This is a genomic window from Streptomyces sp. CNH189, from assembly GCF_000527195.1.
In genome coordinates this window covers 1-23,495 of record NZ_AZUS01000012.1, presented here as the reverse complement: position 1 = coordinate 23,495, position 23,495 = coordinate 1, and the positions used below count along the sequence as shown (strand labels likewise).

25 protein-coding genes and 1 pseudogene are annotated in these 23,495 nt (G+C 70.8%); 7 read left to right on the top strand and 19 right to left on the bottom strand.

Translation table 11 applies throughout. The annotated features are described in order from the left end of the window. Positions 1-46: 46 nt before the first annotated feature. Both B100_RS0117480 and B100_RS37255 read right to left on the bottom strand, forming a co-directional pair. Positions 47-580, bottom strand: coding sequence for a DUF2617 family protein (locus tag B100_RS0117480; RefSeq protein WP_024885721.1), 534 nt, complete (start codon positions 578-580; stop codon positions 47-49). A gap of 389 nt (positions 581-969) precedes the next feature. Beyond that, positions 970-1,248 carry a hypothetical protein gene (locus tag B100_RS37255; RefSeq protein ID WP_037722987.1) on the bottom strand — a complete coding sequence of 93 codons (279 nt, stop codon included), beginning with the start codon at positions 1,246-1,248 and terminating at the stop codon, positions 970-972. A 252-nt stretch (positions 1,249-1,500) separates the two neighbouring features. Between B100_RS37255 and B100_RS0117475 the strand changes: the two genes are divergently transcribed. Continuing rightward, the gene (locus tag B100_RS0117475) at positions 1,501-2,694 is read left to right on the top strand and encodes a pyridoxal phosphate-dependent aminotransferase (protein ID WP_024885720.1); all 1,194 of its coding nucleotides are present in this window, start codon (positions 1,501-1,503) and stop codon (positions 2,692-2,694) included. A gap of 6 nt (positions 2,695-2,700) precedes the next feature. Here B100_RS0117475 and B100_RS0117470 read toward each other — a convergent pair whose 3' ends face one another. The 5 genes from B100_RS0117470 to B100_RS0117450 all read right to left on the bottom strand — a co-directional run bounded on the left by B100_RS0117470 (position 2,701) and on the right by B100_RS0117450 (position 5,964). Beyond that, on the bottom strand, positions 2,701-3,087 hold the full coding sequence (locus tag B100_RS0117470) for a PIN-like domain-containing protein (RefSeq protein WP_024885719.1): 387 nt from the start codon (positions 3,085-3,087) through the stop codon (positions 2,701-2,703). Next, positions 3,077-3,733 carry a DUF433 domain-containing protein gene (locus tag B100_RS0117465; RefSeq protein WP_024885718.1) on the bottom strand — a complete coding sequence of 219 codons (657 nt, stop codon included), beginning with the start codon at positions 3,731-3,733 and terminating at the stop codon, positions 3,077-3,079. Before B100_RS0117465 ends, B100_RS0117470 begins: the two co-directional genes overlap by 11 nt. 97 nt (positions 3,734-3,830) lie before the next feature. Further along, a complete protein-coding gene (locus tag B100_RS0117460) occupies positions 3,831-4,697 on the bottom strand; it encodes a hypothetical protein (protein ID WP_024885717.1) in 867 nt (288 codons plus the stop codon). A gap of 264 nt (positions 4,698-4,961) precedes the next feature. Then, positions 4,962-5,087, bottom strand: a complete 126-nt coding sequence (locus tag B100_RS37630) for a DUF397 domain-containing protein (RefSeq protein ID WP_231157461.1) — start codon at positions 5,085-5,087, stop codon at positions 4,962-4,964. Beyond that, positions 5,050-5,964, bottom strand: coding sequence for a Scr1 family TA system antitoxin-like transcriptional regulator (locus B100_RS0117450; RefSeq protein ID WP_024885715.1), 915 nt, complete (start codon positions 5,962-5,964; stop codon positions 5,050-5,052). Before B100_RS0117450 ends, B100_RS37630 begins: the two co-directional genes overlap by 38 nt. A gap of 173 nt (positions 5,965-6,137) precedes the next feature. Between B100_RS0117450 and B100_RS0117445 the strand changes: the two genes are divergently transcribed. Both B100_RS0117445 and B100_RS0117440 read left to right on the top strand, forming a co-directional pair. Next, positions 6,138-6,617 carry an ATP-binding protein gene (locus tag B100_RS0117445; RefSeq protein WP_024885714.1) on the top strand — a complete coding sequence of 160 codons (480 nt, stop codon included), beginning with the start codon at positions 6,138-6,140 and terminating at the stop codon, positions 6,615-6,617. A 30-nt stretch (positions 6,618-6,647) separates the two neighbouring features. Next, the gene (locus tag B100_RS0117440) at positions 6,648-7,025 is read left to right on the top strand and encodes an SCO4225 family membrane protein (RefSeq protein WP_024885713.1); all 378 of its coding nucleotides are present in this window, start codon (positions 6,648-6,650) and stop codon (positions 7,023-7,025) included. Here B100_RS0117440 and B100_RS0117435 read toward each other — a convergent pair. The 3 genes from B100_RS0117435 to clpB form a co-directional block, all read right to left on the bottom strand. Further along, positions 7,022-7,630: a DUF1707 SHOCT-like domain-containing protein gene (locus B100_RS0117435; protein WP_024885712.1), complete on the bottom strand. Its 609-nt coding sequence runs from the start codon at positions 7,628-7,630 to the stop codon at positions 7,022-7,024. The genes B100_RS0117440 and B100_RS0117435 overlap by 4 nt on opposite strands. 147 nt (positions 7,631-7,777) lie before the next feature. Further along, on the bottom strand, positions 7,778-8,308 hold the full coding sequence (locus B100_RS0117430; protein ID WP_024885711.1) for a type III secretion system chaperone family protein: 531 nt from the start codon (positions 8,306-8,308) through the stop codon (positions 7,778-7,780). 177 nt (positions 8,309-8,485) lie between these two features. Continuing rightward, the gene (clpB, locus tag B100_RS0117425; RefSeq protein ID WP_024885710.1) at positions 8,486-11,089 is read right to left on the bottom strand and encodes an ATP-dependent chaperone ClpB; all 2,604 of its coding nucleotides are present in this window, start codon (positions 11,087-11,089) and stop codon (positions 8,486-8,488) included. A 134-nt stretch (positions 11,090-11,223) separates the two neighbouring features. On the opposite strand from clpB, the gene B100_RS0117420 reads away from it, so the two are divergent. Beyond that, positions 11,224-11,640 carry a TIGR03618 family F420-dependent PPOX class oxidoreductase gene (locus B100_RS0117420; RefSeq protein WP_024885709.1) on the top strand — a complete coding sequence of 139 codons (417 nt, stop codon included), beginning with the start codon at positions 11,224-11,226 and terminating at the stop codon, positions 11,638-11,640. A 169-nt stretch (positions 11,641-11,809) separates the two neighbouring features. Here B100_RS0117420 and B100_RS0117415 read toward each other — a convergent pair whose 3' ends face one another. Further along, positions 11,810-12,106 carry a (2Fe-2S)-binding protein gene (locus tag B100_RS0117415; protein WP_051490007.1) on the bottom strand — a complete coding sequence of 99 codons (297 nt, stop codon included), beginning with the start codon at positions 12,104-12,106 and terminating at the stop codon, positions 11,810-11,812. A gap of 40 nt (positions 12,107-12,146) precedes the next feature. Then, entirely contained in the window at positions 12,147-12,335 is a 189-nt protein-coding gene (locus B100_RS36970; RefSeq protein WP_158686728.1) for a hypothetical protein, read from the bottom strand. Positions 12,336-12,471: 136 nt separating this feature from the next. On the opposite strand from B100_RS36970, the gene B100_RS0117405 reads away from it, so the two are divergent. Continuing rightward, on the top strand, positions 12,472-13,449 hold the full coding sequence (locus B100_RS0117405) for a hypothetical protein (RefSeq protein WP_037722985.1): 978 nt from the start codon (positions 12,472-12,474) through the stop codon (positions 13,447-13,449). A gap of 23 nt (positions 13,450-13,472) precedes the next feature. Continuing rightward, positions 13,473-14,447: a helix-turn-helix domain-containing protein gene (locus tag B100_RS0117400; RefSeq protein ID WP_024885706.1), complete on the top strand. Its 975-nt coding sequence runs from the start codon at positions 13,473-13,475 to the stop codon at positions 14,445-14,447. On the opposite strand, the gene B100_RS0117395 is transcribed toward B100_RS0117400, so the two are convergent. The 7 genes from B100_RS0117395 to B100_RS0117365 all read right to left on the bottom strand — a co-directional run bounded on the left by B100_RS0117395 (position 14,410) and on the right by B100_RS0117365 (position 22,259). Further along, positions 14,410-15,441, bottom strand: a complete 1,032-nt coding sequence (locus B100_RS0117395; protein WP_024885705.1) for a helix-turn-helix domain-containing protein — start codon at positions 15,439-15,441, stop codon at positions 14,410-14,412. The two genes, B100_RS0117400 and B100_RS0117395, sit on opposite strands and share 38 nt — an antisense overlap. A gap of 128 nt (positions 15,442-15,569) precedes the next feature. Further along, the gene (locus B100_RS0117390) at positions 15,570-16,676 is read right to left on the bottom strand and encodes a substrate-binding domain-containing protein (RefSeq protein ID WP_199785259.1); all 1,107 of its coding nucleotides are present in this window, start codon (positions 16,674-16,676) and stop codon (positions 15,570-15,572) included. A 273-nt stretch (positions 16,677-16,949) separates the two neighbouring features. Next, a complete protein-coding gene (locus B100_RS0117385; RefSeq protein ID WP_006134641.1) occupies positions 16,950-17,402 on the bottom strand; it encodes a heat shock protein transcriptional repressor HspR in 453 nt (150 codons plus the stop codon). 4 nt (positions 17,403-17,406) lie between these two features. Beyond that, positions 17,407-18,585, bottom strand: a complete 1,179-nt coding sequence (dnaJ, locus tag B100_RS0117380; protein WP_024885703.1) for a molecular chaperone DnaJ — start codon at positions 18,583-18,585, stop codon at positions 17,407-17,409. A gap of 36 nt (positions 18,586-18,621) precedes the next feature. Continuing rightward, positions 18,622-19,293, bottom strand: coding sequence for a nucleotide exchange factor GrpE (gene grpE / locus B100_RS0117375; RefSeq protein ID WP_024885702.1), 672 nt, complete (start codon positions 19,291-19,293; stop codon positions 18,622-18,624). Continuing rightward, a complete protein-coding gene (gene dnaK / locus B100_RS0117370) occupies positions 19,290-21,128 on the bottom strand; it encodes a molecular chaperone DnaK (protein ID WP_024885701.1) in 1,839 nt (612 codons plus the stop codon). Before dnaK ends, grpE begins: the two co-directional genes overlap by 4 nt. Before the next feature lie 93 nt (positions 21,129-21,221). Continuing rightward, positions 21,222-22,259, bottom strand: coding sequence for a glycosyl transferase (locus B100_RS0117365; RefSeq protein ID WP_024885700.1), 1,038 nt, complete (start codon positions 22,257-22,259; stop codon positions 21,222-21,224). Positions 22,260-22,581: 322 nt separating this feature from the next. Here B100_RS0117365 and B100_RS0117355 point away from each other — a divergent pair. Further along, positions 22,582-23,495: pseudogene (locus B100_RS0117355) on the top strand (Fe-S oxidoreductase); the annotation flags it as partial.

Sequence of the window (23,495 nt, the reverse complement as noted above, 5' to 3'; positions counted from 1 at the left end):
CGTCACGCCCTGATCGCACAACGTCACCCACACGCGTGATTTTTGTTTACGCCCGCACGGCACCGGCATGGGCGGCCACCCGCGCTCCCACGCGGGTACGGGTGGCGACGAGCTGGCCGTCCTGCGGGTAGGCGTGCCAGGTGCGCCAGTGGAACTGGCCCTCGTGGCTGCGGGCGAGCATCGCCGTGAACGCGTGCGGGCTGCCGGGGAACACCCCGGCGAGGCCCTGCGGGTGGTCGGAGACCAGGGCGAGCAGCTCCTGCGCCCGGCCGGCGAACGCTCCCGGAGGCAGAACCTCCACCCGGGCGGCGAACTCGTACTCCCAGTCGTCCACCCGCTTGGCCACGCCCAGCGGAAGCGGCGTGCTGCTGCCCGGGATGCACGCCACCGTCTCCGAGCAGAGGCCGCGGTCCTCCTCCAGGAGCACTTGGTGGGACGCGCCGAGCAGCCGCAGCTGGAGCCTGGCCCCCTGCAGTTCGAGGTCGAGGGTGGCCAGCGCCGGAAGCGGCTCGCGCCCCAGTGCCCAGGCGAGGTCGGCCGCGCGCGTGTCGGAATAGGCGGTGTTCAGGGTCGTGAGCATGGATCGGCTCCGCAAGCACACAAGGAAGAAATACGGGTCCGCGCACCCCGGTGGGACCGGGCACTCGGCCCGTCAGCCCGGTCGCCCGGCTGGAAGAAGGGTCCGCGGGGAGATCCGATGGCTGCGCTGGTGATTTATAGGGAATCATGAACTGTGCTGCCACCACAGCGTTTTTACCCAACTTCGTGGGCTTTCCATCCCCTGGGGGGCTCCACAGCTCACGTGTTCAACTACGGCGTACGCCCGGAGTGACGTCGCACTCCGCCGCACCACGCGCCAACCGGAACCGGAGTCCGTCCCGCCGCTGAACACCACGGCGGGGCCCGCCCCAGGTGCGGACCCCGCCGTCGCGGATGCGTTCTCCCGAAGTGGAGCCGTGCTGCCCCGTGTCAGCCGCCTCCACCGCCGCATCCGCCCCCTCCGCAGGACGACCCGCCTCCGCAGGACGAGCCTCCGTCGGAGGACGATCCACAACTGGTCGCGGCCGCGCCGCCGCCGGCCCACCAGCCGCCGCTGCCCCCGTCGGTGTGGCCGCCGCCCGAGGACGACCCGCCGCGTCGGCGGCCCGCCCCCGACCCGGCGCGACGCAGAGCCGACCTGCGGGACGCCCGCGACACGAACACGACGAGCAGGGCGAAGAGCACTACCAGGATGATGCCGACAGTCATGGCGCCACCCTCCTTCCGGTTCCCCGTGATCCCCCGAAGCAGCCCCCCGTGGGTGCCTCGCTCACGGTGTGACCGGGACATGCCCTCCCCCACTCCGCCCCAAAGCAGAGTTGAGCAACTCCAGAGGTTTCCCCTGGCGTGCGGCGCCCGGGCCCGCGTCGGCGGCGTCCTGAGCCCTCTCCGCCCGGGTCGGGGGCCGGCGCGCCGCTCCGCGCCGCGGGTGAGTTGAGGACGCCGGGGATCCGGCGCAGGATGACCCGCATGACCTCCAGCGCGCGCCCCCTCCTCAACCGCCGGCTCGCCGAGTTCGGGACGACGGTCTTCGCCGAGATGTCGGCCCTCGCCCTGCGGACCGGAGCCATCAACCTGGGCCAGGGCTTCCCCGACACGGACGGCCCGGAAGAGGTCCGGGAGGCCGCCGTACGGGCCCTGCGGGACGGGCTCGGCAACCAGTACCCGCCGGGGCCGGGCATCCCCGAGCTGCGCACCGCCGTCGCCGCGCACCAGCGGCGCCGCTACGGCCTCGCCGTCGACCCCGACACCGAGGTGCTGGTCACCGCGGGCGCCACCGAGGCCATCGCCGCCGCGCTGCTGGCGCTGGTGGAGCCCGGCGACGAGGTGATCGCGCTGGAGCCGTACTACGACTCCTACGCGGCCTGCATCGCCATGGCGGGCGGCACCCGCGTCCCCGTCACCCTCCGCCCCGGCGAGGGCCGCTTCCGGCTGGACCTCGACGAGCTGCGCGACGCGGTCACCGACCGCACCCGCCTGCTGCTGATCAACACCCCGCACAACCCGACCGGCACGGTCCTCACCCGCGCGGAGCTGGCGTCGATCGCCGAGCTGGCCGTGGAGCGGGACCTCCTCGTCGTGACCGACGAGGTCTACGAGCACCTGGTCTTCGACGACGCCGAACACATCCCCCTGGCGACCTTCCCCGGCATGCACGACCGCACGGTGACCATCTCCAGCGCGGGCAAGACGTTCTCCTTCACCGGGTGGAAGGTCGGTTGGCTCACCGCCTCCCCCGAGCTGGTCACGGCGGTCCGCTCGGCCAAGCAGTACCTCACCTACGTCTCCGCGGGCCCCTTCCAGTACGCGGTCGCTGAGGCCCTCGCCCTGCCGGAGTCGTACTTCACCGACTTCCGCGCGGACATGCTCACCAAGCGGGACGTCCTCGCGGCGGGCCTGGAGGAGGCCGGCCTGACGGTCTACCGCCCCTCCGGCACCTACTTCGTCACCGCCGACATCCGCCCCCTGGGCGAGACCGACGGCATCGCCTTCTGCCGCGCCCTCCCGGAACGCGCGGGCGTCGTCGCCATCCCCACGGCCGTCTTCTACGACCACCAGGACATGGGCGCCCCCTTCGTCCGCTTCGCCTTCTGCAAGCAGCGCCAGGTCCTGGAGGAGGCCGCGGCCCGCCTCAGGTCGGCGTGCGCGATCTGAGCGAACTCACGGCCAGGTGCGCTCGACGCGGTCGCGTCGCACGGCATAAGCAGCGGGTCCGCCCCCGGCCACGGCCCGGTGGATCACCTCGCGGTGTGCATCGAGTCTTTGGACCATCTCGGCGCTGGGCAGTTGCTGGTTGTCGAGGTAGAACAGCACCGCTCCCCGTTCCAGCACCGGCCGGATCTCCAAGTCCCGGCTTGTGATCCGGCCGTCCTTGGAGATCGGCACCCACGAGCGGTCGAGGCCGTGAGTGATCCAGTCTTCGTCGGGGATGTCCTGAGCGTCGTCGGGAAAGACGTCACCGATACGGTGAACGGTCCAGCCGCACGCCTTAAGTCCTTCCGCGACGCGACGTCCGAGATTGCGGTCGAGGAAGAACTCAGGAAGCAAGGCGCACCACTGCCTGGCACAGCACATCCACCTGCTCGGGAGTCATGTCGAAGTCGTACGCGATGTCGTCGACGCTCTCCCCGGCCTCCCAGAGGTCCGTGATGGCCTTGACCGCGACACGGTTGGCAGCCACGACGGGTCTCCCCTGCCCGAACCTCGGGTCGATCACGACGGGGACGGATTCCGGGTACTGCCTGAGCCGCAGGCTGGAGGGGAAGTCGTCGTCGGGCTCCCAGTTCAGGTAGCGGAGGTAGTCGGAGACCACCTCGTGAATGGGCGCCTGACCGTCCCGGGCTCTGCGAAGGTCCCCCATCCCGTGCTCGACGAAGATGTCCACGCCGTCCGTCGCGATCCGCTTCGAGACAAGGCCGTAGGGGGTGTCGAAGGCGTCCCGAACGGCGGCGGCCGCCTCCCTGATCTCGCTCATCCGAAGCCCCAGGGTGCGGAGGGAACGGAGAGCGTGCGCCTCGGCCACCGCGATGAAGGGCACGGAGGGCTGTCCCTTACGCAGTGGTTCCACCTGGTGGACCAGCGGTGCCCCGGCGGCCGTGCTCTTCAGCCACGAGAGCAGCGTCGACTGCGGAATCTGCAGGTGAGAGGCTGTTTCTGCGGGGGTCAGAAGCCCATCTGTGAATCGGTCGGCCATGCCCCGCCTCCTCCGTCTGTTGCGTCCGCCAACGGATCTCGCATCGTCGCATACCAAGTCTCCCGTCCGGGGAGCGATCGCACACCCGCCCATCTGCTCAACCAGCCGCACGAAGAAGGTCCCCGACGAGGTGGCTTCGACAGTCCCGGCAGCGTCCGGGCTCCGGTGCGCGGAAGGCGCGCTCGCAGCCGTCGCACGTCTGGAACGGCAGCGCGGCCGGGCGGTCGGGCAGCGGCGGGAGCGGGTCCTGGGGCGGTAGGGGCAGCGGAGTCTCGCGGAGGCGGAAGGCGAGGATGCCCGCCGGACGGGCCAGGAAGCGGTCGGGGAGCCCCGTGGTGAGCAGCGCGGTGATCCGGGTGGGCGCGACACCGGCGGCCAGCCATGCGGTGACCGCCGGGGCAAGGCGCGCGGCCTCCCGCTCGGACAGGACGAGCCGCGCATCGACGCGGCGCAGGGAGGCCAGCACGGCGACCGCCTCCGGATCGGCGTCGGCGAGCACGGCCGGCTCCGCGGGATCGTCCGGGGCAGGCACGGGAGCCTCTTCCGCGGGCACCGGCGAGGGAGCGGCCGGCTCGGGCGGTTCCGGCGGCCCGTCCGGGTCCGGCATCGGGGTGCCGCCGGGGACGTCGTAGAAGTAGGTCCGGGTACGGATCTGCCCGGAGGGCGTGCGCTCGCGGCGGCGCTCCAGGTACCCGGCGGCTTCCAGTTCCCTGAGCGCCCGCGAGATCAGGATCTCGCCCTCGGTGAAGTGGGCGCACAGGGCGGAGATGCTGACGATGCTGCCGCTGGGCAGGGACAGGATGTAGACCGCGACTCCGATGGTGACCGCGCTGCCGCGCCGCTGGGCGAGGGCGTTGGAGATCACCGTGAAGTCGGCGGTGAGGCGGGTGCGTACGTGGATCACGCCGGAGGTCGGAGCTCCGGCGCCGGCGCGCGGGGGCGCGTTAAACTGCGAGTCAGCCATTGGGAAGGTGCTTTCTTCCTGAACGGTCAGGCCTTCGGTCGGGATGCCAGTCCCGGCCGGGGGCCGAATTCGTTGGTGATCGTCGAGCTTGTCGCGGCGAACGTAGCCGCCCGCATTCCGCACCCGCAAGCCGGTCACTCGCACGAGTGACGCGGGCCTTTCGGCGGGGAGGGTGGGTGGGCGGGTAGTTCTTTCTCCCGGTTCTTCGGGGAGGTCAGTGGCCCACCGGACCCTCGCCGACAGGGAATCGGTGGGCCGCTCCGCTCAGGGACGGCGGGATTTCAGGTCGCCTATGAAGGCGGCCCAGGAGGCGCCTTCGAAGCGGAGGGTCGGTCCCTGGGGGACCTTGCTGTCACGCACGGGGACGAGGCCGGGGAGGCCGTCGGCCACCTCCACGCAGTCGCCCCCTTCCTGATTGCTGTAGCTGCTCCTGCGCCACACGGCGACGCTCAGATCGGGACGGGACGTTCGCTCCACGATGGTTGTCCTCCCTCACGGATCGGATCATGTCGAGCGACATGATCGGGGGCAGAGCTGCCGCCCGCAGCCGATCGTAGGTCAGCGCGAGACTCGCGACCTCGTCCAATTCTTCGACGAGTTGGCCGTAGTGCGCGCCTTCCGTGTAGGCGATCTCCCTCCCGTCCGGCATGGTGAGGACCGTCAGAGAGCCGCCCATCACTTCGTGCTCGCCCTGGTCGAAAGGCAGTACCTGCACCGTGATGTGGGGCTCCGCCCCGCAGGCGAGCAGCCGCGCCAACTGGTCGCGCATCACCGGTAGGCCGCCGACCGGGCGCCGGAGGACCGCCTCGTCGAGCACGACCCACAGCTCCGGCCGATCCGGTGCGCTGAGGCGTTCCTGTCGTCCCATACGGAGAGCTAACCGCTCCCTCAACTGCTCCTCGCCGCTCAGCGTTCGGCCGACTTTGAGCACGGCCCGCGCATAGTCCTCCGTCTGCAACAGACCCGGCACGACGTGCGCCGCGTACTGCCGAATGGCCACCGCCCGCTCCGAGTACTCCATGAACTTCCGTGACCAGTCCGGGAACGCCTCCCGGTACACGTACGGCCACAGCTCGACCAGGAGGTCGTCCGCGCCGAGGGCGGCATCCAGCGCACGCGCCAGCTCCAGCGTCGGTTTCGCCCCCGACGCCCGCTCGATCTGCGTGATCCGGGTGCTCACCACGTGGGTCAGCGCGCCGAGTTCGGCCTGGGTGAGCCCGGCCGCCGTCCGCAGTCTCCGCACCCGCGCACCGAACAGCGCGGCCATCGACGTACTGGGGTCAATTCCGTTGGCCAAAGCGTCACTTCCGTTCCTTATGACCTGAAAGGTAAGTCCGCACCCCCTTTTGAGAGTAGGGCGGGCCGCCGAGTCTTGACCACGGAAAGCGACGACTCGTGCACGCCACGAGACCGGCTCGACGGAGAAGGACGGACCACGCCGTGCTCACAGGAATTCTTGCCCCGGACCGGGAACTGCCGACGGCCGCCGCGCAGTTCCCCTCCTCGCCGCACGGCGCGCGGCTCGCCCGGCGGTTCGCCGTCCGGTGCCTGGAGGGGTGGGGCCATCCGCCGGCGTCGGACGCGTCGTGTGCGATCGCCCTCGTCGTCGGGGAACTGGCGGCGAACGCCGTACGGCACGGCCGGGTCCCCGGCCGGGACTTCGGTCTGCGGCTCGTGCTCGACGAGACGGCGGGCCTGGTGCGCGCCGAGGTCGCGGACGCCGCCGCCGGGAAGCGGCCTCCTCGGGCCACGCCCCTGGCGCCGCCCGAGGGCGAGTCCGGCCGGGGTCTGCTGCTGGTGGACGTCCTGGCCGAGCGCTGGGGCTGGGAGCCCCGTGAGCCCGTGGGCAAGACGGTGTGGGCGGAATGCGCGCTGATCGTGCCCGCGACGCCGGGGCAGGAGCCGGAAGGGCCGGCCTGATACGGCGGGTGGCTGCTGCTGTGCGCCCTGGTGAACGCCGCCGCGTTCGGAGCGCTCGCCCGCAGACCGGACCGGACGCCCTCGACGCGCCCCAGACGTGCGCTGCTCGCCGCCGCCATGGACAACTGGCCCGCGCGGGCCTACGTCGCCGTGGTCGCGGCGGCGCTGGGCACCTTCCTGTACGCCGTGCTGCTGTCGCCGGACCCCGGTTTCGCGGGGATATGGCCCATCCTCGCGGCGGCGCCGCTCAGCTTCCTCGCCGTGGCGGTGTCGGCACCCGGCGAGTACTCGCTCCCCTGGCTGGGCACGCTGGTCTTCTCCGCCGGAGTGGTCCTGGCCGGGCTGGTCAACGCCGTGCCGATCGGGCGCCTCGCGCGCAGGATCGGGAGCACGCCGGCCCGCGGCTAGCCCCGCGGCGGGTCGTTCGCCAGCTTGCGGCGTTCCCACCGATTCGGGTGGCGGACCACCACGCCCGCCATGCCGCCGGAACCGACGACACGGATCAGGGGAGTGCCCGGGAGGCGGCCCGGGGTCGTGGTGTCCTTCAGACCGCCGATGCCGGGGTCCATCGCGGTGGTGTCGGCCGCCCAGCCGTCGGGGAGGACGATCGTGACGCCCGCCGCCTCGCCGTACGCCTCCACCGTGACCTCGGACAGCCGGCACTCGGCGCGGCTGAAGTCGAGCTTCACGCCTGCCAGGCCGCCGCGCGCGATCACCTGCGCGGGGACCTCCCAGTGGCCGGGGCCGCGGGACGCTCCGTGGAGGCCGCCCTTCAGCTCGAGGGGCGGCAGGTCGGCGGGGGCCGGCGGGCTCGGCAGGTCCGCGGTGAGGGCGTCCAGCTCCGCGTAGGTCTTCGCGGTGAGCGCCCGCTCCAGCCGCTCGTCCAGCTCGTCGAGGTCGATGCGCCCCTCGGCCGCCGCGTCGCGCAGCTGCTCCACCACCGCCTCCCGGTCGTCGTGGGAGGCGCGCAGGCCGCCTCGGTCGTCGTCGCGCGGGACGGGCTGGGCTGTCATGTCCCCAAGAATAAGCGGGCCCGGCGGGCCGGAAGCCGGTATGAGAGAGCCCGGCCCCGCGACCGGCCACGTGGGCCGGCTTCCGGGCCGGGCTGGGCTCCCTACGGCGTGCGCCTGGCCGGCGCCGCCGCTCGCGCGCCAGGGCGCTTACGCGTCGTCGTCCGGCTTGTCCGCGTCGTTGACCTCCGACTCGAGGCCGAGCTGCTCGACGAGCCACTTGTCGAACTCGATGGCGGCCCGCACCCAGCTGACCGTCGAGGAGACGAAGTGCTCCAGGCTCACGCCCATGCCGATCAGCATCTGCGCCTCACCGATGAGACGGACCGTGCCGTCGTCGTGGGTGTGCGTGTAGACCTTGGGCCACAGGGTGCGGCGGTTCCAGTCGTCGATGGACTCGAGGAGCTGTGCCTTCTCCTCGATCTGGTGCGGCCGGTCGTAGAACGTCCGCACCGAGAAGATCTGCTGGTCGTCCTCGCCGCGGAACATGAAGTAGGTGCGGAACTGCTCCCACGGCGCCGCGAGGTCACCCTCGTCGTCGACGACGTACTTGAGCTCCATCTGGTCGAGGAGCTGCTTCACGAGGTCCTGATCCGGGACGACGGGGCCCGCCGGTCCTTGGGGCTGCGGCTCGGGCTGCTGGCCCCCGAAATTCGGAATCGAGGACGGGTCGATGGTCACCGTGAATTTCCCTTCGTACGGATCCCGCCATCCTCCCCCATGCGGGGAGGGGGGTGGCAAGCCCCGACGGGCCTGTCAGCCGAGGGCTGACTCGATCCGGTCAGGTCCGGGGTACCCGGAAAGGCTCCGGGCCCAACGTCCGCGGGGGACATCGGGCCCGGAAAGCGGAACCGTCACTCAGAGTGTCTTGCCGGTGCCGGCGGCCGGGCCGACGATCAGCCCGTCCTCGACGCGGTCCACCCGGACCGTGTCGCCGTCCTTGATCTCGCCGGAGAGGATCTCCCGGGCGAGCCGGTCGCCGATCGCGGTCTGCACCAGGCGGCGCAGCGGCCGGGCGCCGTACGCCGGGTCCAGGCCCTCCTGCGCCAGCCAGGCCAGCGCCTCGGGCGTGACCTCCAGGGCGAGCCGGCGTTCGGCCAGGCGCCGGCCGAGCGCGGCGATCTGTAGCTCCGCGATGCGCTCCAGCTCGGCCTTGCTGAGCGCGGAGAACACCACGAGGTCGTCGAGACGGTTGAGGAACTCCGGCTTGAACGACGCCCGGACCGCCTCCAGCACCTGCTCGCGCTTCTCGGCCTCGGTGCTGACCGGGTCGACCAGGTACTGGCTGCCCAGGTTGGACGTCAGCACCAGGATCGTGTTGCGGAAGTCGACCGTGCGGCCCTGGCCGTCGGTGAGGCGGCCGTCGTCGAGCACCTGGAGCAGGATGTCGAAGACCTCGGGATGGGCCTTCTCCACCTCGTCCAGCAGCACCACGCTGTACGGGCGGCGGCGGACGGCCTCGGTGAGCTGGCCGCCCTCCTCGTAGCCGACGTAGCCGGGGGGCGCGCCGACGAGCCGGGCGACGGAGTGCTTCTCGCCGTACTCCGACATGTCGATGCGGACCATGGCCCGCTCGTCGTCGAAGAGGAAGCCGGCGAGCGCCTTGGCCAGCTCGGTCTTGCCGACGCCGGTGGGGCCGAGGAAGAGGAAGGAGCCGGTGGGCCGGTCGGGGTCGGCGATGCCGGCCCGCGAGCGCCGCACGGCGTCGGAGACGGCCCGCACGGCCTCGGTCTGGCCGATCAGCCGCCGGCCCAGCTCGTCCTCCATGCGCAGCAGCTTCTGCGTCTCGCCCTCCATCAGGCGGCCGGCCGGGATGCCGGTCCAGGAGGCGACGACGTCGGCGATGTCGTCGGCGCCGACCTCCTCCTTGACCATGGTGTCCTTCGTGACCTCTTCCTCGGCCTCGGAGGCGGCCTCCAGGTCGCGTTCGACGCCCGGGATCTCGCCGTAGAGCAGCTTGGAGGCGGTGTCGAAGTCGCCGTCGCGCTGGGCGCGTTCGGCCTGGCCGCGCAGCTCGTCGAGCTTCTCCTTCAGCTCGCCGACGCGGTTGAGGGAGGTCTTCTCCTTCTCCCAGCGGGCGGTGAGGCCGCGCAGCTCCTCCTCCTTGTCGGCGAGGTCGCGGCGCAGCTTCTCCAGGCGCTCCCGGGAGGCGGCGTCGGTCTCCTTGCCGATGGCCAGCTCCTCCATCTTCAGCCGGTCGACGGCGCGCTGGAGCTCGTCGATCTCGACGGGCGAGGAGTCGATCTCCATGCGCAGCCGGGAGGCGGCCTCGTCGACGAGGTCGATGGCCTTGTCCGGCAGGAAGCGGGAGGTGATGTAGCGGTCGGAGAGGGTCGCGGCGGCCACCAGGGCGCTGTCGGCGATCTGCACCTTGTGGTGCGCCTCGTAGCGGCCCTTGAGCCCGCGCAGGATGGCGATGGAGTCCTCGACGGTCGGCTCGGCGACCAGCACCTGCTGGAAGCGCCGCTCCAGCGCCGGGTCCTTCTCGATCCGCTCGCGGTACTCGTCGAGCGTGGTGGCGCCGACCATGCGCAGCTCGCCGCGGGCCAGCATCGGCTTGAGCATGTTCCCGGCGTCCATCGCGGAGTCGCCGCCGGCGCCCGCGCCGACGACCGTGTGCAGCTCGTCGATGAAGGTGACGACCTGCCCGTCGGACTCCTTGATCTCCGCCAGGACGGTCTTGAGCCGCTCCTCGAACTCGCCGCGGTACTTGGCACCCGCGACCATGGCGCCCAGGTCGAGCGCGACCAGCCGCTTGTTCTTCAGCGACTCGGGCACGTCGCCCTTGACGATCCGCTGGGCGAGGCCTTCGACGACGGCGGTCTTGCCGACGCCGGGCTCGCCGATCAGCACGGGGTTGTTCTTGGTGCGGCGGCTCAGCACCTGCACCACCCGCCGGATCTCCTGGTCCCGTCCGATGACGGGGTCCAGCCTGCCCTCGCGGGCGGCGGCGGTCAGGTCGGTGCCGAACTTCTCGAGGGCCTTGTACTGGCCCTCCGGGTCGGGAGTGGTCACCCGGCGCGTCCCCCTCGCCTTCTGGAAGGCCTCCTGCAGCTTGTCCGCGGTGGCGCCCTGCCGGGACAGTACCTCGCCGGCCGCACCGCCCTTGGCGGCGATGCCGGTCAGCAGGTGCTCGGTGGACAGGTACTCGTCGCCGAGGTCCTGGGCGCGGGCCTGGGCGTCGGCGACGACGGCGAGCAGCTCGCGGTTGGGCTGGGGCGGCGCCACGGTGGATCCGGTGACGCTCGGCAGTCCGGAGAGGACCCGCTCGGCGCCGGAGCGTACGGCGGCCTGGTCGGCGTCCACCGCGGCGAGCAGGTCCGTGATGTTCTCGTTCTCCTGCCCGGCGAGCAGGGCGAGCAGCAGGTGCGCGGGGGTGAGGTCGGGGTGCCCCTCGGTCACGGCCCGGTTGCCGGCGGCGGCCAGTGCGTCACGGCTCCGGTTGGTCAGCTCGGCGTCCACGTGTCCGTTCTCCTCCTTGGTGCCCTTCGGTGACCCTCAGCGATGTCTGTGGCTGACTGTGTCAACGTCCACAAACTTGAGTCTAATCCACTCAAGGTGGTGCCGCGAGGGACTCGGGGCTAAGTTCCGGGGTCATGACCCTCACGTATTCGGTGGATCCGGGCGATCCGGACGCGTCGTACCTCAGCTTCTGGCGCGAACGGCACCTGTGCACGCTGACCACCCTCCGCCCGGACGGCACACCGCACCTGGTACCCGTCGGGGTGACGTACGACCCCGAGACGTGCCTCGCCCGGGTCATCACCAACCGGACCAGCGCGAAGGTCCGCCACGTACGGGCGGCGGGGGACGAGGGCGCGCCGGTCGCGGTCTGCCAGGTGGACGGCAAGCGGTGGGCGACGCTGGAGGGACGCGCGCGGGTCCGCACGGACCCGGAGCGCGTCGAGGACGCGGTGCTGCGGTACGCGGAGCGCTACGGACGGATGCCGGGCCCCAACCCGGACCGGGTCGTCATCGAGATCGCGCTCACGCGCGCGATGGGCCGCGGCTGAGGCCGGCGGTGCGGCTCGCACCGGCGAGCGATCCCTTCCGGCCATCGCCCTATCCCGGGGATACCCGGAAATATCCCCCAAAACTGCAGCGGCGTCACCGTGTTCAGGTCACGGTGACGCCGCTGCGGGGGGAAGCACCTGCGCGATCTTTTACGACGGGGGAATCGCGTCAGGCACTGCGGGGGGTGGCCGAGATGGTCCTGGGGGCAGGGGAGTCGGACTCCACCTGCCGGTGGTCCCGCTGGTCCAGGTTCACAAAGATCATTCCGTACCGGATGGCACACCGCACGGGCTTCGGCGCCCCCCTGGGCCGCCTCAGACACCGGAACGCCCGTACGTCACCGTCCTCGTCGCGCGTGACGACCACGGGCTCACCGAAGACGGTCACCATCAACGAGTCACCGCTGTGGGGGATGGCGGTGACCAGGTCGATGAAATGCCATCCGGACCGGTAGGCCGTCGCCATCTCACGACGGAAGGATCGGTCGTCAGGTGGGGTGGCCACGTCAGCTCCAGACAGTGTCTGCCGGAAGCTGGACCACGTCCTCGCCGTCCACCACGCCCACGGTCCCGCTCGACCAGACGGTGTCGTCCTCGGCATCGGTCTGCGCGCCGGACAGGGCGCCCAGCGCACCGAAGGCCACAACGGCGGACAAGGCGGCGACAAGCACCGAGCGACGCATTCTCTTACGCATAGTCGGCTTCGTCCTCACTCGAAGGTCCCCTTTCCCCCGTCAAGTAAGACGATGGCTCATTCGGGCACGTCATGGCCACACGATCGGTGCATCATGTTCCTGCATGTTCAGGAGCCTGGGGGGTGGAGATTTAACAATGAATCGGACCAAAACCGTGCATCCCCATCCCATGACGGAGCTGTGCGTGGAAGGGAGTCGTCTGTACGCGAACGCACTGCGCACGGGACGTATCCCCCGGGCGGAGGCCGAAGCCGCACCCTGTCTGGTCGACTTCTCCCTGCTCCACCCCGACCCCGACGACCCGGACTGGCTGCGCCCCGTCCCGCCCTCCGTCGTGCTGGCCCAGCGGCTGGACCCGATCGAGCGTGAGATCACCGAACGCCGGCGCCTGACCATGGAGTTGGCGGACATTTTCGAGCCGTTCATGGGACTCGGCGCCCCCCTGGCGGAACCGGTCCACTCCATCACCGTGCTCGAAGGACTCGACCGCATCAACGAGGCGCTCGACCTGGCGACCTCCCAGTGCCGGAACGAAGTGCTCACCGTCCAGCCGAAGAACCGGCACCCGGAGCAGCGCCTGATCGAGGCACTGGAACGCGACCGGCCGCTGATCGAACGCGGGGTGCGGATCAGGACGCTCTACCAGCACACCGCCCGGTACAACCCCGAGCGCATCGCCTGGACCGAGCAGTTCGCCGACGGCAAGGTGGAGTACCGCACCATCGACGAGCTGGTCGAGCGCCTCATCGTCTGCGACGACACGGTCGCCTTCATCCCCGTCCGGGACGACCGGCAGGTCGCGCTCGAACTGCGCCACCCCGGCCTGGTGCGCTACCTCATCAAGGTCTTCGAGTTCATGTGGGGCCGCGCGGTCCCCCTCACCGCCGGCACCCCGTACGAGACCGCACCGGACGGTCTCACCGACATCCAGCACTCGATAGCCAAACTGCTCGTCGAGGGACACGTCGACGAGGCCATCGCGCGCCGCCTCGGCATGAACGTCCGCACCTGCCGGGCACACATAGCCAAGCTGGCCACCGCGCTCGGCAGTGGCAGCCGTGCCCAACTGGGGTACCTCATCGCACAGTCCGGCATTCTCGAGCAGGACCACTGATCCGGTCCGGGGGGCGGTCAGGCATGAGCGGCGACGCACCACAGAGGGCAGCGGACGCGCTGCGGGCGGAGGCACTGGACCGCTACGCCCGCGCCCTGGACCAGGGCCACGTGCCCGCCTCGGGGGACGCGGAGACCCCACTCCTGCTCCGCCTCGGCCTGCTCCACCCCGCCGGGGACGACCCCAGCCGGCTGGAGCCGGTCGCACCGCACCTCGCCCTGCACCGGCTGCTGCGCGCCTCCGAGGACCGCGTCGCCGAGGAACGGCGGCGTCAGGAACGCCTGGCGGAGACCCTGGCCCCGCTGCTGCGCCCCGGCGAACCGGTGGAACAGGAGTCCCCCCTCGTCACCCGGCACAGCGGCACGGAGAGCATCGGCCGGGCCATCGGCGAGGCGATGACCGGCGCCACGGAACTCCTCGCCGTCCAGCCGCACCGCAGCTACGTGAAGTTCGACCCGGCCGTCCACGAACCCGCCCTCCGCCGCGACCAGGACCTGCTGGACCGCGGCGGCCGCATCCGCGCCCTGTACCAGCACACCCTGCGCCACGCGCCCACGCTGGCCGCCCGCTACGAACGCCTCACGGGCGACGTCGAGGCCCGCTCCCTGGACGAGATCACCGACCGCCTCGTGATCGTCGACCGCGCGGTCGCCTTCATCCCGGCCGGCCCCGAGCGCTCGACGGCCCTGGAGGTCCGGCATCCGGCGATCGTGACGTTCCTGGTCACCACCTTCGACCGGCTCTGGCGCCTGGCCACCCCCATGTACCCGGAGGCGGACCGGCAGCCCACCCTCAACGGCGTCACCCCGCGCCAGCGCGCCATCGCCACGCTGCTCGTCGAGGGGCACACCGACGCCGTCATCGCCGACCGGCTCGGCATGAACGTCCGCACCGCGCGGGAGCACATCGCCAAACTCGCCGCGCTGCTGGGCAGCGGCAGCCGGGCCCAGCTCGGCTACCTCATCGCGCGGTCCGGGGTGCTCGACCCGGCGGAGTGACGGCCGGGTGCCGTGCCCCGTCCAGCCCCGCCTGCGCGATCCGCACCCCCAGCTGCGTACGGCTGGCCGCCCCGAGGGTCTCCGACAGGCGGGCGATGTGCGCCCGGCAGGTCCGCACACTGATGCCCAGGCGCTCCGCGACGACCGCGTCCTGGTGGCCCTCCGCCAGCAGCGCCGCGATGGACTGCTCCCGGTGCGAGATGCCCTCGATGCCGGTGGCCGGAAGAGGGGCGGTCAGCGGGATGGCGAGCCGCCACAGCCGGTCGAAGACCGTGCCCAGGTACTCCACCAGCGCCGGGTGGCGCAGCTCCAGCGCCATCGTGCGCTCGGCGTTGGCGGGAATGAAGGCGACCGTGCGGTCGAACAGGATCAGCCGGTCGACCACCTCGTCCAGCGTGCGCGCCTCCACCGCGTCGCCCATCAGCTCCAGGTAACTCAGCAACCCGTGCCCGTGCCGGGCGACATGGGTGTACAGGTCCCGCATGCGCACGCCCCGGCCGCGCAGCGCCATCGCCCGGTGCAGGCCCTCCGACAGCTCGGCCTCACGCCGGATGCCGCCCGGCTGGACCGTGAGCACCTCGGTGGTGCACGCCTGCGTCGCCTCGTCCATCGCGGCCTGGATACGCGCCAGTCCGTCCAGCACACGGATCGCCGGGCCCTCCGCCGACGACTGCGCGACCGGCACCTGGCGGCCGAGTCCGGCGTACCACTCGAAGGCGGCGACCGCCGAGCCGACCCGGCGCTGACTCGCCCTCACCTCGTCGTACATGCCGCGCAGCAGCCGGGTCATGACCTCCTGCGGGGCGGTGGGCACCAGCCAGTCCATGTCGTCGGGATCGGGGTGCAGCAGGGCCAGTTCCAGCAGGCAGGGCACCCGCTCGGCCTCCCGGCGCGGCAGCCGGCCGCGCCGTACGGCCCGGGAGTAGACGCGGTCCCCGGCCTCGCACAGTCGGTCAGCACCGTGCGGATGCTCCTGAGCCGCGTGCCCGGCCATCGCCCATCCCACCCCCGGTTCAGCCACTTTCCGCAGCGCAACTATGCGCGGCCGGAACCTGCTGTGCAACACGGGGCCGGCCACCGCGCCGGCCCCGAGACCCGCGGGTGGCCGAATACCGACGGGAGTTACTTCAGGTCGAGCTTCTCGCAGGCGGACTTGAAGTCGGCGGTGCAGATGTCCGACACGTCGTAGAACCCGTCGGCGATGACCGTGTCCTGGATGTTCTCCTGCGTCAGCGCGACCACCGGCACCAACTGCGCCGGGATGTCCTGCTCGGTGGGGCTGTCGACCCGGTCACGGGTGAGGGCGTCGAACTGGATGTCCCGGCCCTGGACCCGCGCCACGGCCATCTCCGCGGCGTTCTCCGCCTCCGTCGGGTACGACTTGTACACGCTCATGTACTGCTCGCCGGTGACGATGCGCTGCACCGCGGCGATCTCCGCGTCCTGGCCGGTGATCGGGGGCAGGTCGGTGACACCGGCGCCGCGCAGCGCCTTGACGATGCCGCCCGCCATGCCGTCGTTGGCCGAGTAGACGCCCTTGATCTTCCCCGCGCCGATCTCGCCGATCGCCTCGGCCATGTTCTTCTCGGCGTTCTTGGGGTCCCAGTCCTTGGTGTCGAAGGACTTGGCGATGGTCACCTTGCCCTTGAGCTCGGACAGCGCGCCCGCCTTGAACTGCTTGGCGTTGGGGTCGGTCGACGAGCCGTTCATCATGACGACCTTGTCGGTGATGCTGAGGTCGCCGCCGAAGGACTCCAGCAGCGAACGGCCCTGCACCTCTCCGACCAGCTCGTTGTCGAAGGAGATGTACGCGTCGATCGGGCCCTCGGCCAGCCGGTCGTAGGCGATGACCGGGATGCCCGCCTCCTTGGCCTTGGTGACGCTCTCCGCGATGGCGTGGGCGTCCACCGCGTCCAGCACGATGACGTCGACCTTCGCGTCGATCATGCGCTGCATCTGGGAGGCCTGCTTGTCGGCGTCCGCCTCGGCGTTGGCGTACTCGACCTTGCCCTTGTTGTCGGTGAGCGCCTCCACCTTCTTCTTGAAGAAGGGGTAGTCGAACTGCTCGTAGCGCGTGTTGGCCTTCTCCGGGAGGAGGAGACCGACGGAGATGTCGTCCCCCTTGGCCGGGCTCGCCTCGTCGCTGCTCCCTGTCGCGTCGAGCATGCCGCAGCCGGCGAGCGTGACGGACATCGAGACGGCGGCCACGGATATGGCGATACGACGCATGCGAGGGCTCACTTCAGGTGCGTTTTGGACGTGGGCACAGCTTTGCGGCCCATGTGACTGAAAAGCCAACGCTTCAGGGCCCATCGCCGTCAAGGGCAACCACTTAACGAGATGGACACAGCACGGTCCGCTGAACTCGTGAAAGTCCTGCGGACACGCCGCGTGGGACACCTGGACACGCAGGCATACCATAGCCACAGTTGTGGTCAGGCATAAGAGAAGGGGCCCCGAGGTTCGGTGAACCTCGGGGCCCCTTCCGCGCGTTCCGCGTGGTCAGTCCGACTGCTGCTGGCGCTTGGGCCGCCACACCACCAGCGCGCTGGTCTGCTGCACCTCCTGGTAGGGCACCAGGTCACGACGGTACGAGGCATGGACGGCCGCCTCACGCTGACGCATCGCCGCCGCCGCGCCGTCGAGCGCGTCCTCCAGCTCCGCCACACGGGCCTGGAGGGCGGCGACCTGGTTCTCCAGCTCGATGATGCGCTTGATTCCGGCCAGGTTGATGCCCTCGTCCTGCGACAGCTGCTGCACCTGCCGGAGCAGTTCGATGTCACGGGCCGAATAGCGCCGGCCCCGGCCCGCCGTGCGGTCCGGCGACACAAGTCCCAGCCGGTCGTACTGACGCAGCGTCTGCGGATGCAGACCGGACAGCTGGGCCGCCACCGAAATGACGTAGACCGGGGTGTCCTGGGTCAGTTCGTACGGATTGCGTCGACGGCCGTCCATCGCATCAAGCTCCCTTCGCGGCCTGGAACAGCTCCGCCCGCGGATCCTGGTCCGCGGTTGCCTCGCGATACGCCTCCAGGGCGTCACGAGCCTTCCCCGACAGGTCCTTGGGAACACTCACCTCGACGGTCACCAGAAGGTCACCGCGGGTGCCGTCCTTGCGGACCGCTCCCTTGCCGCGGGCGCGCATGGTGCGCCCGTTGGGTGTGCCCGGCGGAAGCTTCAGCGTCACCGGCGGACCGCCCAGCGTCGGGACCCGGATCTCGCCGCCGAGAGCCGCCTCGGGATACGTGACGGGCACGGTGACGGTCAGGTTGTCGTCCTTGCGGCCGAACACCGGGTGGGAGCCGACGTGCACGACGACGTACAGATCGCCCGCGGGCCCGCCGCGCTCACCGGGAGCGCCCTTGCCGCGCAGCCGGATCCGCTGCCCGTCGCTGACCCCCGCGGGGATGCGCACCTGCATCGTCCGCGAGGACTTGGCCCGGCCGCTGCCCTTGCAGACCTCGCAGGGCTCCTCCGCGATCAGGCCGCGGCCCTTGCAGTCGGGGCACGGGTCCGTCAGCGAGAAGCCGCCGCCGGAGCCCCGCGCCACCTGCCCGGTGCCGACGCAGGTCGGGCACACGCGCGGTGTGCCGTTCTTGTCGCCGGTACCCGAACAGGCCTTGCAGGGCGCCTGCGACGACATCCGCAGCGGGACGGTCGCGCCCTCGATCGCCTCGGTGAAGCTGAGCGTCACCTCGGACTCGATGTCCTGGCCCCGGCGCGGCTGGGTCCGCGTGGTCCCCGCGCCGCCCCGGTTGAACAGGCCCCCGAAGACGTCACCGAGGCCGCCGCCGAAGCCGCCCGCCTGGCCGCCGCCGCCGGGCTGGCCTCCGAAGAGGTCGCCCAGGTCGAAGTTGAACGTGCCGCCGCTTCCGCCCGGCCCCGGACGGAAACCGCCGTTGCCGAAGAGGGCGCGCGCCTCGTCGTACTCCTTGCGCTTCTTGGGGTCACCGAGGATGTCGTTCGCCTCGGAGATCTCCTTGAAGCGCTCCTCCGCCTTGGCGTTGCCCTTGTTGGCGTCCGGGTGGAACTCGCGGGCGAGCTTCCGGTACGCCTTCTTGATCTCGGCCTCGGTGGCGTCCTTGGGGACGCCGAGGACCTTGTAGTAGTCCTTCTCGATGAAGTCCTTGGTGCTCATCCCCGACGTCCCTCCTTCCCTGCGTCAGCTATAACGTCAGCCCTCCTCCGGGCCACCGTTCTCCTTGTTCTCCGCGTCCGCCTGCGCCTCGGTGCTCTCCTCGGCCGGCTTGACCGTCTGCGCGCCCGGCTGCGGCTCGGCGACGGCCACCCGCGCGGGGCGGATGGTGCGCTCGCCGATGCGGTACCCCGGCTGCAGGATCGCCACGCACGTCGTCTCGGTGACGTCCGGGGCGTAGGAGTGCATCAGGGCCTCGTGGATCGTCGGGTCGAAGGGCTCGCCCTCCTTGCCGAACTGCTGCAGGCCCAGCTTCGCCACCGTGGTCTCCAGCGACTCGGCGACGGACTTGAAGCCGCCGACCAGCTCGCCGTGTTCCCGCGCGCGGCCGATGTCGTCCAGCACCGGGAGCAGTTCGGACAGGAGGTTCGCCACGGCGACCTCCTTGACCGCGACCCGGTCCCGCTCGACACGGCGGCGGTAGTTCTGGAACTCGGCCTGGAGGCGCTGGAGATCCGCGGTGCGCTCACCGAGCGCGGTGCGGGCCTGGTCCAGCTGAGCCACCAGGGCGGCGTTCTGCCCCGTGTCCCCGGCCGGGGCCGCCTCCTCCTCGGAGGGAGCGGCGGCCTTCGGCTCGGCGTCGTCGGTCGGTGCGCCGGAAGGGACGTCGGGCTGCTGCTGCTCGTCGAAGCCCGGGGTCTCTTCCGTCACGCCGCACCGTCCTTGCGGTCCTCGTCGACGATCTCGGCGTCGACGACGTCGTCGTCGGCCTTGGCCTCACCGGCGGACGCGCCACCGGCGGCCTGGGCACCCTGGGCGTCGGCGTACATGGCCTGGCCCAGCTTCTGGGAGACGGCGGCGACCTTCTCCGTGGCGGTGCGGATCTCGGCGGCGTCCTCGCCCTTGAGCTTCTCCTTCAGCTCGGCGACGGCCTCCTCGACCTCCGTCTTGACGTCACCGGGGACCTTGTCCGCGTTGTCCGCGAGGAACTTCTCCGTCTGGTAGACGAGCTGCTCGCCCTGGTTGCGGGACTCGGCGGCCTCGCGGCGGGCGTGGTCCTCCTCCGCGTACTTCTCGGCCTCCTGGCGCATCCGGTCGACCTCGTCCTTCGGCAGCGAGGAGCCGCCGGTGACGGTCATCTTCTGCTCCTTGCCGGTGCCGAGGTCCTTCGCCGTGACGTGCATGATGCCGTTGGCGTCGATGTCGAAGGAGACCTCGATCTGCGGGACGCCACGCGGCGCCGGCGGCAGACCGGTCAGCTCGAACATACCGAGCTTCTTGTTGTACGCCGCGATCTCGCGCTCGCCCTGGTAGACCTGGATCTGCACCGACGGCTGGTTGTCCTCGGCCGTGGTGAAGATCTCGGAGCGCTTGGTCGGGATCGTGGTGTTGCGCTCGATCAGCTTGGTCATGATGCCGCCCTTGGTCTCGATGCCGAGGGACAGCGGGGTGACGTCGAGCAGGAGGACGTCCTTGACCTCACCCTTGAGGACACCGGCCTGGAGCGCGGCGCCGATGGAGACGACCTCGTCCGGGTTGACGCCCTTGTTGGCCTCCTTGCCGCCGGTCAGGTCCCTGACCAGGTCGGCGACGGCGGGCATACGGGTCGAGCCACCGACCAGGACGACGTGGTCGATCTCGCTGACGGAGATGCCGGCGTCCTTGATGACGTTGTTGAACGGCGTCTTGCAGCGCTCGAGCAGGTCCGCGGTCAGCTGCTGGAACTGCGCGCGGGTCAGCTTCTCGTCGAGGTGCAGGGGGCCCTCGGCGGAGGCGGTGATGTAGGGGAGGTTGATCGAGGTCTCGGTGGACGAGGACAGCTCGATCTTCGCCTTCTCGGCGGCCTCACGCAGACGCTGCAGCGCCATCTTGTCCTTGGACAGGTCCACGCCATGACCCGACTGGAACTGCTTGACCAGGTAGTCGACGACGCGCTGGTCCCAGTCGTCACCACCGAGGTGGTTGTCACCGTTGGTGGCCTTCACCTCGACGACACCGTCGCCGATCTCCAGCAGGGAGACGTCGAAGGTACCGCCACCGAGGTCGAAGACGAGGATGGTCTGGTCGTCCTTGTCGAGGCCGTACGCCAGGGCGGCGGCCGTCGGCTCGTTGACGATGCGCAGCACGTTCAGGCCGGCGATCTCGCCGGCCTCCTTGGTCGCCTGGCGCTCGGCGTCGTTGAAGTACGCCGGGACGGTGATGACCGCGTCGGCCACCTTCTCGCCCAGGTACGCCTCGGCGTCCCGCTTCAGCTTCTGCAGCACGAAGGCGCTGATCTGCTGCGGGTTGAAGTCCTTGCCGTCCAGGTTGATCTTCCAGTCGGTGCCCATGTGGCGCTTGACCGACCGGATGGTCCTGTCGACGTTCGTCACGGCCTGGCGCTTGGCCACCTCGCCGACCAGCACCTCACCGTTCTTGGCGAAGGCGACGACGGAAGGCGTGGTCCTGGCGCCCTCGGCGTTGGTGATGACGGTGGGCTCGCCGCCCTCCAGAACGCTGACGACGGAGTTAGTCGTGCCCAGGTCGATGCCGACCGCACGTGCCATTTCGATTCCTCCAGCTGACTTGAGTGGAACAGACTCAAGCATGCATGACGTCCGGCGTGGGGTCAACAGAGCTGAGTCGGACAGACTCAACTCTTATCCGCTCCTTACACGCAACCGCTCGCTGACCTGCGAGGACGCACTGGCCGAACGTTGACGCGGCCGGAAAACAGGGGTGACAGGCAACCGCACCAGGCCCAGGACGAGCACCGCCGCGACTCCCGCGATCCACAGCGCCGCACCCGCGGGCACCCTCCCCGTGTGGACACACACGGCGACCACCGCCGCACCCGCGGCCCCGGCGCCGAGCAGCACCACGGCAGCGCGGGGCGCGAGCCCCAGCCGTCGCAGCCGGTGCACGAGATGGTCCGGGCGTGCGCGGCTCACCGGCCGGCGGTCGAGCCGCCGCCCGAGTACCACCAGGGCGCCGTCCGCACACGCCAGGACCGTCAGCGCGAACAACACGGCGGCTCCGGACCCGATTCCCTGTCCGGCCCGCACGAACACCGCCGAGGAGGACAGGACGAAGCCCGTGAACAGCGCTCCGCCCTCCCCGAGCGCCGCCTGCGCGGGGAACCAGTTGTGCAGCAGGAACCCGGCGAGGGCGGCGGCCAGGGCGCCGAGCAGCGCGGCGAGTCCGTCCATCACCTCGGCCGCCGCGCAGACGGCCACCGCGAACGCGCCCACCGCTCCCACGGTGCCGGCCAGGCCGTCGGCGTGGTCCAGGCCCCGGAACGCGACGGTCGCGACGACGACGCACGCCGCGGCCAGCACGCCGCCGGGCACCCCGGTCTCCTCGTACGGGACGACGAGCGCCGCCGCCACGGCCGTACCGGCGGGCGTGACCCACCGGCGGAGCCGCCAGGCGTCGGCGGCCAGCCCGAGCGCCGCGACACAGCCGGCGGCCACGACCACCCGGCCGATCCCGGCGCCGAGCGGGGCGACGCCCAGGGCGTCGCCGGCCGCCGCGACCAGGGCGGTCGCCAGCGCGACGGCGGCTCCCCCGGACAGCGGCACGGCCCGCCGACGCCTGCGGTCCACGATCCCCAGGCGCAGGGCAGGAGCCCGCAGGACCCCCGTGAGCAGGGCGGACAACAGCAGGGCGGTGGCGGCGGCGACGATCCCGTAGAGCACGGATATAAGTTAGGGGCGTATCGACTGATTTGGCGTGAATAACACGATCGGATCCCGGATGCCATCCGGGACGGTCGCCGGGGCGCCTCACGGGCACCCACCAGGGCGTCCACCGGCCGGCTCACCGGTCACCCGCGAAGGAACCCTCAGCGATTCAGATCACCTCGTGCCCGGCTACAGTGCGGCTGGAGATGGGGGTAGTCTCAAACGGACCGCATAAGTTACCGCTTAGTAATCTCGGGGAAGCCGGAAGGCAAGTCCCGGTGAAGCCCCCGACAACCCACTCCACACCCTGAACCCCTCGCAGGCCCGAGGAGCCCTCATGCAACTCGCCGCGATCATCGTGTCGCTGGTCCTGACCGTGGTCGGCGTTGCGCTGCTCGCACGCGCGATCGGCCAGTTCGTCCGGCACTTCAAGCTGGGCCAGCCGGTCCCGGCCGGCACCCGGACCGACAACCCCTACCAGCGCAGTGTGACCCTGGTACGGGAGTTCCTCGGCCACACCCGCATGAACCGGTGGGGCATCGTCGGCATCGCCCACTGGTTCGTCGCCGTCGGCTTCCTGACACTGCCGCCGACCCTCGCCCAGGCCTTCGGCCAGCTGTTCCAGGCCGACTGGGTGCTGCCGGTCATCGGCGACTTCCTGCCGTTCGAGATGTACATCGAGTTCATCGGTGTCATGACGGTCCTGGGCATCGCGGCGCTGATCGTGATCCGCCTGCTCAGCCTGCCGTCCCGGCCCGGCCGCAAGTCCCGCTTCGCCGGCTCCAAGGCCGGCCAGGCGTACTTCGTCGAGTACGTCATCCTCACCATCGGCCTCGCGATCTACGTGCTGCGCGGCCTCGAGGGCGCCCTGCACCACGTCGACAGCTACTCGGCGTCGTACTTCGCGTCGTACCCGCTGGTCCTGGCCTTCAAGGGGCTGTCGGTCGGCGCGCTGCAGAACCTGGTCTACCTGGTCGCCATGATCAAGATCGGGACGTCGTTCGTCTGGATGATCGTCGTCTCGCTCAACACCAACATGGGTGTGGCCTGGCACCGTTTCCTCGCCTTCCCCAACATCTGGTTCAAGCGCGAGGCCGACGGCGGGACCGCCCTGGGCGCCCTGCAGCCGATGACCTCCGGCGGCAAGCCGATCGACTTCACCGACCCCGGTGACGACGACGTCTTCGGCGTCTCCCAGGTCGAGCAGTTCTCCTGGAAGGGCCTGCTGGACTTCTCCACCTGCACCGAGTG

What these genes read in the sequence shown, in the direction of transcription:
- B100_RS0117480 (WP_024885721.1), bottom strand. Translation starts at nt 580, where the DNA reads ATGCTCACGACCCTGAACACCGCCTATTCCGACACGCGCGCGGCCGAC.
- B100_RS37255 (WP_037722987.1), bottom strand. Translation starts at nt 1,248, where the DNA reads ATGACTGTCGGCATCATCCTGGTAGTGCTCTTCGCCCTGCTCGTCGTG.
- B100_RS0117475 (WP_024885720.1), top strand. Translation starts at nt 1,501, where the DNA reads ATGACCCGCATGACCTCCAGCGCGCGCCCCCTCCTCAACCGCCGGCTC.
- B100_RS0117465 (WP_024885718.1), bottom strand. Translation starts at nt 3,733, where the DNA reads ATGGCCGACCGATTCACAGATGGGCTTCTGACCCCCGCAGAAACAGCC.
- B100_RS0117460 (WP_024885717.1), bottom strand. Translation starts at nt 4,697, where the DNA reads ATGGCTGACTCGCAGTTTAACGCGCCCCCGCGCGCCGGCGCCGGAGCT.
- B100_RS0117450 (WP_024885715.1), bottom strand. Translation starts at nt 5,964, where the DNA reads ATGGCCGCGCTGTTCGGTGCGCGGGTGCGGAGACTGCGGACGGCGGCC.
- B100_RS0117435 (WP_024885712.1), bottom strand. Translation starts at nt 7,630, where the DNA reads ATGACAGCCCAGCCCGTCCCGCGCGACGACGACCGAGGCGGCCTGCGC.
- B100_RS0117420 (WP_024885709.1), top strand. Translation starts at nt 11,224, where the DNA reads ATGACCCTCACGTATTCGGTGGATCCGGGCGATCCGGACGCGTCGTAC.
- B100_RS0117415 (WP_051490007.1), bottom strand. Translation starts at nt 12,106, where the DNA reads ATGGCGACGGCCTACCGGTCCGGATGGCATTTCATCGACCTGGTCACC.
- B100_RS36970 (WP_158686728.1), bottom strand. Translation starts at nt 12,335, where the DNA reads ATGCGTAAGAGAATGCGTCGCTCGGTGCTTGTCGCCGCCTTGTCCGCC.
- B100_RS0117405 (WP_037722985.1), top strand. Translation starts at nt 12,472, where the DNA reads ATGAATCGGACCAAAACCGTGCATCCCCATCCCATGACGGAGCTGTGC.
- B100_RS0117400 (WP_024885706.1), top strand. Translation starts at nt 13,473, where the DNA reads ATGAGCGGCGACGCACCACAGAGGGCAGCGGACGCGCTGCGGGCGGAG.
- B100_RS0117395 (WP_024885705.1), bottom strand. Translation starts at nt 15,441, where the DNA reads ATGGCCGGGCACGCGGCTCAGGAGCATCCGCACGGTGCTGACCGACTG.
- B100_RS0117390 (WP_199785259.1), bottom strand. Translation starts at nt 16,676, where the DNA reads ATGCGTCGTATCGCCATATCCGTGGCCGCCGTCTCGATGTCCGTCACG.
- B100_RS0117385 (WP_006134641.1), bottom strand. Translation starts at nt 17,402, where the DNA reads ATGGACGGCCGTCGACGCAATCCGTACGAACTGACCCAGGACACCCCG.
- dnaJ (WP_024885703.1), bottom strand. Translation starts at nt 18,585, where the DNA reads ATGAGCACCAAGGACTTCATCGAGAAGGACTACTACAAGGTCCTCGGC.
- dnaK (WP_024885701.1), bottom strand. Translation starts at nt 21,128, where the DNA reads ATGGCACGTGCGGTCGGCATCGACCTGGGCACGACTAACTCCGTCGTC.